The organism is Streptococcus mitis (assembly GCF_965111735.1).
Taxonomy (GTDB): Bacteria; Bacillota; Bacilli; order Lactobacillales; family Streptococcaceae; genus Streptococcus; species Streptococcus mitis_DR.
The window spans coordinates 2,175,252-2,187,470 of sequence record NZ_OZ217346.1 but is presented as its reverse complement, the minus strand read 5'-3'; the positions used below and the strand labels follow the sequence as shown (position 1 = coordinate 2,187,470).

The window sequence follows — 12,219 nt, the reverse complement described above, 5'->3', positions numbered from 1 at the left end:
AAGGTACTCATATGATTAAATATAGTATCCGTGGTGAAAACCTAGAAGTAACAGAAGCAATTCGTGATTATGTAGTTTCTAAACTCGAAAAGATCGAAAAGTATTTTCAAGCTGAACAAGAGTTGGATGCTCGAGTAAACTTGAAGGTGTATCGTGAAAAAACGGCTAAAGTGGAGGTGACGATTCCGCTTGGTTCAATTACTCTTCGTGCAGAAGATGTGTCTCAAGATATGTATGGTTCAATTGACCTTGTAACCGATAAAATTGAACGTCAGATTCGTAAAAATAAAACAAAAATCGAGCGTAAAAATAAAAACAAGGTAGCAACTAGTCAATTATTTACAGATGCTTTGGTGGAAGATACAAATGTTGTCCAATCTAGAGTTGTTCGTTCAAAACAAATTGATTTAAAACCAATGGATTTGGAAGAAGCTATTCTACAGATGGATTTGTTGGGACATGATTTCTTTATCTATGTGGATGTTGAAGATCAGACAACCAATGTGATTTATCGTCGTGAAGATGGCGAGATTGGCTTGTTAGAAGTTAAAGAATCTTAATTTCAATATGTGTAAAGGAAGGTTTACTAAATTGTAAACCTCCTTTTTCTTATAATTGATAGAATTACTGATTACACTTTTAAAAAGTCGCTTTTTGGTGGTTATTATGGTATAATGGGTGCCAAGAGGTTTGGAATGAAAAAATTTTATGTAAGTCCTATTTTCCCCTTAATATTAGGAATAGTGGCGTTCGGAGTGCTATCTGTGCAACTTGTTTTTGTAACGAATACACTGGTAACGCTATTTCTTTTGCTACTTATTTTGGGTTCATATAGTTTATTATTCATCCATCAGAGAGACTACTACTCAAAGAGTGAAGTAGAACAAATCCAGTATGTAAACCACCAAGCTGAAGAAAGTTTGACAACCTTGTTAGAACAGATGCCTGTCGGAGTTATTAAATTAGACTTGTCGTCAGGTGAAGTTGAATGGTTTAATCCTTATGCTGAATTGATTTTGACTAATGAAGTGGGCGAGATTGATGTTGCATTAATTCAAACAATTATCAAGGCATCGGTAGGAAATCCAGGTTCTTATGCTACCTTGGGTGAGACCCGCTATTCGGTTCATATGGACAAGGTGTCTGGAGTTCTTTACTTCTTTGATGTGTCTGGAGAATACGAAGCGACTGTTGAGTTAGTAACGAGTCGACCTGTGATTGGGGTCGTTTCCGTTGACAACTATGATGATTTAGAAGATGAAACATCGGAGTCTGATATCAGTCATATCAATAGTTTTGTAGCCAATTTTGTTTCAGAATTTGCTGGTAAACATGCCATGTTCTCCCGTCGAGTAAGTATGGATCGCTTTTATCTATTTACGGACTACACGGTGCTTGAGGGATTGATGAACGATAAATTTTCTGTTATTGATTCTTTCAGAGAAGAGTCGAAACAGAGACAGTTGCCATTGACCTTAAGTATGGGCTTTTCTTATGGTGATGGAAATCATGATGAGATAGGGAAAGTTGCATTGCTCAACTTAAACTTGGCTGAAGTACGTGGTGGCGACCAGGTGGTTGTCAAGGAGAATGACGAAACGAAAAATCCCGTTTATTTTGGTGGTGGATCTGCGGCGTCAATCAAGCGTACAAGGACACGTACGCGCGCTATGATGACAGCTATTTCAGATAAAATTAGAAGTGTAGATCAGGTTTTTGTAGTTGGTCACAAAAATCTTGATATGGATGCTTTGGGTTCTGCTGTAGGTATGCAGTTATTTGCTAGTAATGTGACAGAAAATAGTTATGCTCTTTATGATGAAAATCAGATGTCTCCGGATATTGAACGAGCTGTTTCATTCTTAGAAAAAGAAGGAGTTACGAAGTTGTTGTCTGTTAAGGATGCAATGGGGATGGTGACCAATCGTTCTTTGTTGATTCTTGTAGACCATTCAAAGACAGCCTTAACTTTATCAAAAGCTTTTTATGATTTATTTACCCAAACCATCGTCATCGACCACCACAGACGGGATCAGGATTTTCCAGATAATGCGGTTATTACTTATATCGAAAGTGGTGCAAGTAGTGCCAGTGAGTTGGTAACGGAATTGATTCAGTTCCAGAATTCTAAGAAAAATCGTTTGAGTCGTATGCAAGCAAGTGTCTTGATGGCTGGTATGATGTTGGATACTAAAAATTTCACCTCACGAGTGACTAGTCGGACATTTGATGTTGCTAGCTATCTCAGAACGAGAGGAAGTGATAGTATTGCTATCCAAGAAATTGCTGCGACAGATTTTGAAGAATATCGTGAGGTCAATGAACTGATTTTACAGGGGCGTAAATTAGGTTCAGATGTACTAATAGCAGAGGCTAAGGACTCGAAATGCTATGATACAGTTGTTATTAGTAAGGCAGCAGATGCCATGTTAGCTATGTCAGGTATTGAAGCGAGTTTTGTTCTTGCGAAGAATACACAAGGATTTATCTCTATCTCAGCTCGCAGTCGTAGTAAGCTGAATGTACAACGGATTATGGAAGAGCTGGGAGGTGGAGGCCACTTTAATTTGGCAGCAGCTCAAATTAAGGATTCAACCTTGTCAGAAGCAGGGGAAAAACTGACAGAAATTGTATTAAATGAAATAAAGGAAAAGGAGAAAGAAGAATGAAAGTAATCTTTTTAGCAGATGTTAAAGGAAAAGGTAAAAAAGGCGAAATTAAGGAAGTACCAACAGGGTATGCGCAAAACTTTCTTATCAAAAAGAGTCTAGCCAAAGAAGCGACTGCTCAAGCTGTAGGTGAACTTCGTGGTAAACAAAAATCTGAAGAAAAAGCTCATGCTGAGATGATTGCAGAAGCAAAAGCAATTAAAGCTCAACTAGAAGCAGAGGAAACTATTGTAGAATTTGTTGAAAAAGTTGGTCCAGATGGTCGTACCTTTGGTTCCATTACCAATAAGAAAATTGCAGAAGAATTGCAAAAGCAATTTGGAATTAAGATTGATAAACGTCATATCCAAGTACAAGCTCCGATTCGAGCAGTTGGTTTGATTGATGTGCCAGTGAAAATCTATCAAGATATCACAAGTGTGATCAATCTTCGTGTGAAAGAAGGGTAAATTTACACTTTCTTGACAAGATTGTAAAAGGAAGGGAAGTCTGATGGCAGAAGTAGAAGAGTTACGAGTACAACCTCAAGATATCTTAGCTGAGCAATCCGTTTTAGGGGCTATCTTTATTGACGAGAGTAAGCTTGTTTTTGTGCGAGAATATATTGAGTCTCGGGACTTTTTTAAGTATGCCCATCGTTTGATTTTCCAAGCTATGGTCGATTTATCCGATCGTGGCGATGCTATAGATGCAACAACGGTTCGTACCATTCTTGATAATCAAGGCGATTTGCAGAATATTGGTGGCTTGTCTTACCTGGTTGAGATTGTCAATTCTGTGCCAACTTCTGCTAATGCGGAGTATTATGCTAAGATTGTTGCAGAGAAGGCCATTCTACGTCGATTAATCTCCAAGTTGACAGAGTCTGTTAATCAAGCTTACGAGGCTTCGCAACCAGCTGATGAAATCATTGCTCAGGCAGAAAAAGGCCTGATTGATGTCAGCGAAAATGCTAATCGAAGTGGATTTAAGAACATTCGAGATGTGTTGAATATCAACTTTGGAAATCTGGAAGCTCGCTCGCAACAAACGACCGATATTACAGGTATTGCGACAGGCTATCGTGACTTGGATCATATGACGACTGGTCTTCATGAGGAGGAGTTGATTATCTTAGCAGCTCGTCCGGCGGTTGGTAAGACAGCCTTTGCCTTGAATATTGCTCAGAATATTGGGACTAAGTTGGACAAAACGGTTGCTATTTTTTCACTCGAAATGGGTGCGGAAAGTCTAGTGGACCGTATGTTAGCTGCAGAAGGCTTGGTGGAGTCACATTCTATCCGTACAGGTCAATTGACTGATGAGGAGTGGCAAAAATATACCATTGCTCAAGGGAATCTAGCTAATGCAAGTATCTATATCGATGATACGCCAGGAATTCGAATTACAGAGATTCGTTCTCGTTCTCGTAAACTGGCTCAAGAAACTGGAAATCTTGGATTGATTTTGATAGACTATTTGCAGCTTATCACGGGAACTGGGCGAGAAAATCGTCAACAAGAGGTTTCAGAAATTTCACGTCAGTTGAAAATTTTAGCTAAGGAACTGAAGGTTCCAGTAATCGCTCTAAGTCAGCTTTCTCGTGGTGTAGAACAACGTCAGGATAAGAGACCGGTCTTGTCTGATATTCGTGAATCTGGGTCTATTGAGCAGGACGCTGATATCGTAGCCTTTCTTTATCGCGACGACTACTATGAGCGTGGTGGTGAAGAAGAGGAAGGCATACCGAATAATAAGGTAGAAGTTATTATCGAGAAAAACCGTAGTGGAGCTCGTGGAACGGTGGAATTAATTTTCCAAAAAGAATACAATAAATTTTCAAGTATCTCAAAGAGGGAGGCATAAGATGTCAGATGCATTTACAGATGTAGCCAAGATGAAAAAAATCAAAGAAGAAATCAAGGCACATGAGGGTCAAGTCGTAGAAATGACTTTGGAGAATGGTCGTAAGCGCCAAAAAAATAGATTGGGTAAGCTAATTGAGGTTTATCCATCCCTATTTATCGTTGAATTTGGAAACGTTGAAGGAGATAAACAAGCTAATGTTTACGTTGAATCCTTTACTTACTCAGATATCCTTACAGAAAAGAATTTGATTCATTATCTTGACTAAAGTGAGAAATTTTCTCACTTTTTCTTTTTTCTCCGAATAATTTAAGTGAAGGCAATCTTCGATTTATACTCTTCGAAAATCAAATTCAAACCACGTCAGCTTCGCCTTGCCATACTCAAGTATAGCCTGCGCCTAGCTTCCTAGTTTGATCTTTAATTTTCATTGAGTACTATATTATTTTCAAGGAGGAAGAATGAAAGTTTTACCATTCAAAGTAACAGAGACAGGGTTTTCTTTTAGAAAATCAGCTAAAAAAGTTGTTCCCTTTTTAGTAGTAGGATTGATGCTAGCAGCGGGTGATAGTGCATATGCCTATTCTGGAGGAAATGGATCGATTGCGCGTGGGGATGATTATCCTGCTTATTATAAAAATGGCAGTCAGGAGATTGATAAGTGGCGGATGTATTCTCGTCAGTGTACTTCTTTTGCAGCCTTTCGTTTGAGTAATGTCAATGGTTTTGAGATTCCGGCTGCTTATGGGAATGCGAATGAATGGGGCTATCGTGCTCGTCGTGAAGGGTATCGTGTAGATAATAGACCAGCTATTGGATCTATTGCTTGGTCTACTGCAGGAACTTATGGTCATGTTGCCTGGGTATCAAATGTAATAGGAGATGAGATTGAGATTGAAGAATACAACTATGGAATAAGAGAATCTTACAACAAGCGCACCGTGAAGGCGAATACTATGACTGGTTTTATTCATTTTAAAGATTTAGCTGGTGGCAGTGTTGGGAATAGTCAATCCTCAGCTTCAACAGGGGGAACACATTATTTTAAGACTAAGTCTGCTATCAAAAATCAGCCACTATCTAGCGCAACTGTGATTGATTACTATTATCCTGGGGAGAATGTTCATTATGATCAAATTCTCGAAAAAGATGGATACAAGTGGTTGAGTTATACGGCTTATAACGGAAGTCGTCGCTATATCCAGCTAGAGGGAGTGACTTCTTCACAGAATCAATCAGGAAATAGCTCTAATTATAGCTCAAATAATGGATTGACTATTGGTTGGAAGAAAATAAATGGTAGTTGGTATCATTTCAAATCAAATGGGTCTAAATCAACAGGCTGGCTGAAAGATGGTTCTAGCTGGTATTATTTGAAATCATCTGGTGAAATGCAGACAGGATGGTTAAAGGAAAATGGTCTGTGGTATTATTTGGATAGTTCAGGTGCAATGAAAACAGGTTGGTACCAAGTCTCTGGTAAATGGTATTATTCTTACTCTTCAGGTGAGCTAGCTGTTAATACTATAGTGGACGGTTATACTGTAAATCATAACGGTGAGTGGGTTTAATTTTAAGTAATTGAATCTGAACAGGAGAGAAATCTCCTGTTTTTTTGTTTAAACTAGAGTTTTTATGAAGAGTTAAGATATCTGAATTGGATTCGAAACTATAATTTACTATAGAAAATGAAAGTGATGAAAAGAAAGAAAAAAGAAAGCTAGTAAAACATGCGTTACTTTCTTGAAGTTTTTTATAGCCTTGAAATACAACATATTAATAATAAAGTATATATAATATAACATATCTCTTGATTTCACTCAAAAAAAGGTTTATAATGTACATAAATATGATTCTCAAAAAGAGGTACACAAGATGAACAAAAAGAAAATGATTTTAACCAGTTTGGCTAGTGTAGCTGTTTTAGGTGCTACATTTGTTGCATCTCAACCGTCAGTTGTGAAAGCTGATGACAAACCTACAGCTGCTCAACCTACTGGAGAAACAAAGCCTACACCTGCGGCTGAAACACCAAAAACTGAGGTTGAAAAAGCCAAGGAAGCTGAAAAAGAAGCTAACGCTAAAGTTGATGAAGCTCAATCTAAAGTAGATAGAACAACTACTACAGCAACTGATGCAGCTACTAAACTTGAAACAGAGAAAAAAGAATCTGCTGAGGCTGATGCTGCAAAAACTAAAGCTGAAGAAGCTAAGAAAACAGCTGACGATGAATTAGCTAAAGCAAAAGAAGAATCTGCTAAAGCTGACTCTAAAGCAAAAGAAGAAGTCGCAAAAGAAGAAGCTGCTGCAAAAGAAGAAGCCGAAGCTAAAGAAGCTTTAACTGAAGCTTTGAAACAAATTCCTGATAATGAATTGCTTGACAAAAAAGCAAAAGAAGAATTATTAAAGGCTGTTGAGTCTGGTGAATTAAATGCTTCTGATATTCTTGCTGAGTTAGCAGATGATGCTGAAAAAGCACAAGATACTAATCCAACAATTAAAACAGAAACTCCTGTATCTAAGGACAAGCTTCCTGAAGAGGTGCAAGCGGGAATTGAAGAAGGTGAAGCAGCGGATGCTGCTCGTCCTGAATCAGAAAAATTGCAAGATAAAGCTGATGATTTAACTGAAACAATTGAAAACTTAACGGATGATGCTGAGCAATTAAAAGCTGATGCTGAAAAGAAAGCTGAAACACTAAAAAAACAGGAAGATACTTTAAAAGAAGCAAAAGAAGCTCTTAAATCCGCTAAAGAAAACGGATTTGGTGAAGATATCACAGCACCACTAGAAAAAGCTGTAACTGCGATTGAAAAAGAACGCGATACTGCCAAATCTGAATTTGACGAAGCTGATGAAAAAGTTCAAGATGCTACAGCTGAAATTCAAGATTTAACTGAAAAACGTGCTAATCTTCTTGAAGAAGTAAAAAAAGCAGAAGCAAAAGAAGCTGCAGAACCAGCTAAACCAGCTGAAGAAACTCCAGAGGAAGAAGCTGAACCAACCGAAGCTGAAAAAGCTGCTAAAGCTAAAGCAGAGGCTGATGCTAAAGTTGCTGAATTAGAGAAGAAAGTTGCTGAAGAAGCTAAAAAAGTAGAAGAAGCTACAGCTAAAGCTAAAAAAGAAGCTGTTGATGTAACTGCTGCTGAGACTGCAAAAGCAGAAGCAGACAAAGCTAAAGCTGATGCAGAAGCTGAATTAGCTAAGGCTAAAGAAGAAGCAGCTAAAGCAAAAGCTAAAGTTGAAGAAGAAGTTAAAAAAGAAGAAGACGCTAAAAAAGAAGAAGCAGATAACTTAGAAGCTTTGAAAGGTGCTTTAGAGCAACTTGAAAAAAAAGCTGAAGATAAAGTCAACAAGGATGCTAGCATCAAGCCAGAAGATAAAGCGAAAGCTATCGAAGAAGCAAAAGCTGAAATCGGTAAAGAAGCTTTATTAAAAGCGATTGAAGATGGAGTTCTTACAGCTACTCAAGCTATAGATGAATTCCTCAACGATGCCAACACAAAAGATAAAGCTCCTGAAGCTTATAAAACTAAAGAATTAACTGCTGACGAAACTAAAAAAATTGAAGAAGCTGCTAAAAAAGAAGCTTCTAAACCAATTGTCAAAAAACTTACAGACATTGCTGATGATTTAGCTGAAAAAATTGAAAAATTAACGAAAGAAGCTGAGGAAGATAAGGCTGACGCTGCTGAAAAAGCTAAGGTAGTAGAAGAGAAAAATGCTACATTAGAGAAACAAAAAGAAACTTTAGAAAAAGCTAAAACTGCTCTTGAAACTGCTAAGAAAAACAATGCGGATCAAGCTATCCAAGATGGATTGCAAGATGCTGTAACTAAACTAGAAGTTTCAGTTGCTTCTGCTAAAGCAGTAGCTGATGAAGCTAAGGCTAATTTCTACGAAGTGAACGAAGCAGTTCAAGAGGATGACGATGCAATTGCCAAACTAACTGAGAATTACAACGCAACTTTAGGTTACATCGAAAACTTAAAAGAAGTTCCTAAGGGTGAAGAATCGAAAGACTTTAGTGGTGGTGTAAGTCCTAGTGATGCACCTTCTGATGATGCTAAACAACCTGACGAAGTACCAACTGTTCCTAACGCTCCAGGATTTAATGGTGGTGTGAATCCTAGTGATTCTCCTTCTGGAGATAATGAATCTGATTTCACTGGTGGGGTAAATGATGCAACACCTCCTACTGTAGCCGATGCTCCAGAATATACAGGAGGCGTTAATAGTGTAGAAGCAGCAATTAACGAAGTTCCAGAATATACAGGAGGTGTTAATAGTGTAGAAGCAGCAATTAACGAAGTTCCAGAATATACAGGAGGCGTTAATAGTGCAGAAGCAGCAATTAACGAAGTTCCAGAATATACAGGAGGCGTTAATAGTGCAGAAGCAGCAATTAACGAAGTTCCAGAATATACAGGAGGCGTTAATAGTGTAGAAGCAGCAATTAACGAAGTTCCAGAATATACAGGAGGCGTTAATAGTGTAGAAGCAGCAATTAACGAAGTTCCACAATATACTCTTACAACAGCAGGTACTAACAAGGATAATACTTATCAAGCACCAGCAGCAAAAGTAGAAGATAAAAAAGAACTTCCAAATACTGGTGGCAAAGATAATGTTGCAGTTGCATCATTAGGATTCCTTGGATTGTTCCTTGGTGCTATTCCATTTGTGAAACGTAAGAACTAATTTATTTTAGTATATTGAAAGAGAGGGAATAACTTCCTTCTCTTTTTAATATTATCTTAGTTTCTCTCAGGGAACTCTTCCCAATGGTATTTTTTGGTGCTTTCCTTTATAATGGGTGTATGGATAAGAAAAAATTATTATTGATTGATGGGTCTTCCGTTGCTTTTCGGGCGTTTTTTGCGCTCTATCAGCAGTTGGACCGTTTTAAGAATGCGGCTGGCTTGCATACCAATGCGATTTATGGTTTTCAGTTGATGTTGAGCCATTTGTTGGAGAGGATTGAGCCTAGTCATATTTTGGTGGCTTTTGATGCGGGGAAGACGACCTTCCGGACAGAGATGTATGCGGACTATAAGGGTGGTCGGGCTAAGACTCCTGATGAGTTTCGTGAGCAATTTCCCTTCATTCGTGAGTTGCTGGATCATATGGGGATTCGCCACTATGAGTTGGCTCAGTATGAGGCGGATGACATCATTGGGACGCTGGATAAACTAGCTGAGCAGGATGGTTTTGATATTACCATTGTTAGTGGGGACAAGGACTTGATTCAGCTGACGGATGAGCATACGGTGGTTGAACTTTCCAAGAAAGGTGTGGCTGAGTTTGAGGCCTTTACGCCAGAATATCTCATGGAAAAGATGGGCATTACACCGACTCAGTTTATCGATCTCAAGGCGCTCATGGGTGATAAGTCGGATAATATCCCTGGAGTAACCAAAATTGGTGAAAAGACTGGTATCAAGCTCTTGCTGGAGCATGGTTCACTCGAGGGGATTTATGAGAATATCGATGTGATGAAGGCTTCTAAGATGAAGGAAAATCTCATCAATGATAAGGAACAGGCCTTTTTGTCTAAAACACTGGCGACCATTGATACCAAGGCACCGATTGAGATTGGTTTGGAGGAGTTGGTCTATAGCGGTCCAGATGTTGAAAATCTCGGGAAGTTCTACGATGAGATGGGCTTCAAACAGCTTAAGCAGGCTTTAAATGTGTCTTCAGGCGATGTGACTGAAAGTTTGGACTTTACTATTGTTGACCAAATTAGTCAAGATATGCTGAGTGAAGAGTCTATCTTCCATTTTGAGCTTTTTGGTGAGAATTACCATACAGACGATTTGGTTGGTTTTGCCTGGTCTTGTGGGGAAAAGCTCTATGCAACAGACAAGCTTGAGCTGTTGCAAGAGCCGATTTTCAAGGACTTTTTAGAAAAAACACCTCTGAGAGTTTATGACTTTAAGAAAGCTAAAGTTCTCGTGAATCGTTTTGGTGTGGATTTGCAGCCGCCTGCTTTTGACAGCCGTTTGGCTAAATACCTCCTTTCGACTGTGGAGGACAATGAAATTGCGACTATCGCTAGTCTTTATGGTCAGACTTATTTAGTCGATGATGAGACTTTCTATGGTAAGGGTGTCAAAAAAGCCGTTCCTGAACGCGAGAAATTCTTGGAACATTTGGCTCGTAAGATTGCTGTTTTAGTCGAAACAGAGCCTGTTTTACTTGAAAAACTCAGTGAAAATGGTCAATTAGAGCTTCTTTATGATATGGAGCAACCTCTGGCTTTTGTCCTTGCCAAGATGGAAATTGCTGGGATTACGGTCAAGAAAGAGACCTTGCTTGAGATGCAGGCTGAAAATGAGCTTGTCATTGAAAAACTCACTCAGGAGATTTACGAACTGGCTGGTGAGGAGTTTAATATCAATTCGCCTAAGCAGTTGGGAGTGCTTCTCTTTGAAAAATTGGGACTTCCTCTAGAGTACACTAAGAAAACTAAGACTGGATACTCGACTGCGGTGGATGTCTTGGAACGCTTGGCTCCTATTGCGCCAATTGTTAAGAAAATTCTCGACTACCGTCAGATTGCTAAGATTCAGTCTACCTATGTGATTGGCTTGCAGGACTGGATTTTGGCTGATGGTAAGATTCATACTCGCTATGTGCAGGATTTGACCCAGACTGGGCGTCTGTCTAGTGTGGATCCAAACTTGCAAAATATCCCTGTTCGCTTGGAACAAGGCCGTCTCATTCGTAAGGCTTTTGTGCCTGAGTGGGAGGATAGTGTACTGCTTAGTTCGGACTACTCACAGATTGAATTGCGTGTTTTGGCGCATATCTCTAAAGATGAACACTTGATAAAGGCCTTCCAAGAGGGTGCTGACATTCATACTTCGACAGCCATGCGGGTCTTTGGCATTGAGCGTCCTGAGAATGTGACTGCAAACGACCGTCGCAATGCCAAGGCTGTCAACTTTGGAGTGGTTTACGGGATTTCAGACTTTGGTTTGTCTAATAATCTGGGCATTAGCCGTAAGGAAGCCAAAGCCTATATTGATACCTACTTTGAACGCTTCCCAGGTATTAAAAACTACATGGATGAAGTGGTGCGTGAGGCGCGTGATAAGGGCTATGTGGAGACCCTCTTCAAGCGTCGTCGTGAGTTGCCAGATATCAATTCGCGCAACTTCAACATTCGTGGTTTTGCGGAGCGGACAGCCATCAATTCTCCTATTCAGGGGTCGGCGGCAGATATTCTCAAGATTGCCATGATTCAGCTGGATAAAGCCTTGGTTGCAGGTAGTTATCAGACTAAGATGCTGTTACAAGTGCACGATGAAATCGTACTTGAAGTTCCTAAATCTGAATTGGCAGAGATGAAAAAATTGGTCAAACAAACCATGGAAGAAGCCATTCAACTTAGTGTTCCCCTCATCGCAGACGAAAATGAAGGGGCAACCTGGTACGAGGCTAAATAAAAAAGTTATGTAGAGTTTGAAGCACTTGTTTTCAAACTCTTTTTCATGTTTTTCTGTAAGCAGTTTCCTTGACATTTTTTTGGTTTTGCGCTATCATATGTCCATATAATATATGGGAGTCTGTGTACAGTCTGAGAGGAAGCGTTAAGCTTCGACCGCACCTGATCTGGGTAATGCCAGCGTAGGGAACGATACTTAGTCTAATCTTGACCTTTTCCATATATGGCAAAGGTTTTTCTTTTTATCAAAGG

Annotated in this window: 8 protein-coding genes and 1 riboswitch; all 8 genes read left to right on the top strand. The window is 39.3% G+C overall.

Annotated elements, in window-relative coordinates:
* The first annotated feature begins 11 nt into the window (after positions 1-11).
* The 8 genes from hpf (at position 12) to polA (ending at position 11,968) form a co-directional block, all read left to right on the top strand.
* Positions 12-560: a ribosome hibernation-promoting factor, HPF/YfiA family gene (hpf, locus tag ACLV7W_RS10660; protein ID WP_004255322.1), complete on the top strand. Its 549-nt coding sequence runs from the start codon at positions 12-14 to the stop codon at positions 558-560.
* Between the two features lie 135 nt (positions 561-695).
* On the top strand, positions 696-2,669 hold the full coding sequence (locus ACLV7W_RS10655; protein WP_000715142.1) for a DHH family phosphoesterase: 1,974 nt from the start codon (positions 696-698) through the stop codon (positions 2,667-2,669).
* A complete protein-coding gene (rplI, locus tag ACLV7W_RS10650) occupies positions 2,666-3,118 on the top strand; it encodes a 50S ribosomal protein L9 (protein ID WP_060627336.1) in 453 nt (150 codons plus the stop codon). Before ACLV7W_RS10655 ends, rplI begins: the two co-directional genes overlap by 4 nt.
* A gap of 43 nt (positions 3,119-3,161) precedes the next feature.
* Complete coding sequence (dnaB, locus tag ACLV7W_RS10645) at positions 3,162-4,514, top strand: replicative DNA helicase (RefSeq protein ID WP_000852485.1); 1,353 nt, start codon at positions 3,162-3,164, stop codon at positions 4,512-4,514.
* Between the two features lies 1 nt (position 4,515).
* Positions 4,516-4,782: a Veg family protein gene (locus ACLV7W_RS10640; protein WP_001278169.1), complete on the top strand. Its 267-nt coding sequence runs from the start codon at positions 4,516-4,518 to the stop codon at positions 4,780-4,782.
* Positions 4,783-4,975: 193 nt separating this feature from the next.
* Positions 4,976-6,085 carry a choline binding-anchored murein hydrolase CbpD gene (cbpD, locus tag ACLV7W_RS10635; RefSeq protein ID WP_153208951.1) on the top strand — a complete coding sequence of 370 codons (1,110 nt, stop codon included), beginning with the start codon at positions 4,976-4,978 and terminating at the stop codon, positions 6,083-6,085.
* Between the two features lie 304 nt (positions 6,086-6,389).
* On the top strand, positions 6,390-9,215 hold the full coding sequence (locus ACLV7W_RS10630; protein ID WP_411865917.1) for an SIALI-17 repeat-containing surface protein: 2,826 nt from the start codon (positions 6,390-6,392) through the stop codon (positions 9,213-9,215).
* A gap of 119 nt (positions 9,216-9,334) precedes the next feature.
* Positions 9,335-11,968, top strand: a complete 2,634-nt coding sequence (gene polA, locus ACLV7W_RS10625) for a DNA polymerase I (RefSeq protein WP_411865916.1) — start codon at positions 9,335-9,337, stop codon at positions 11,966-11,968.
* A gap of 102 nt (positions 11,969-12,070) precedes the next feature.
* Positions 12,071-12,173: riboswitch (TPP riboswitch) on the top strand.
* Positions 12,174-12,219 lie beyond the last annotated feature (46 nt).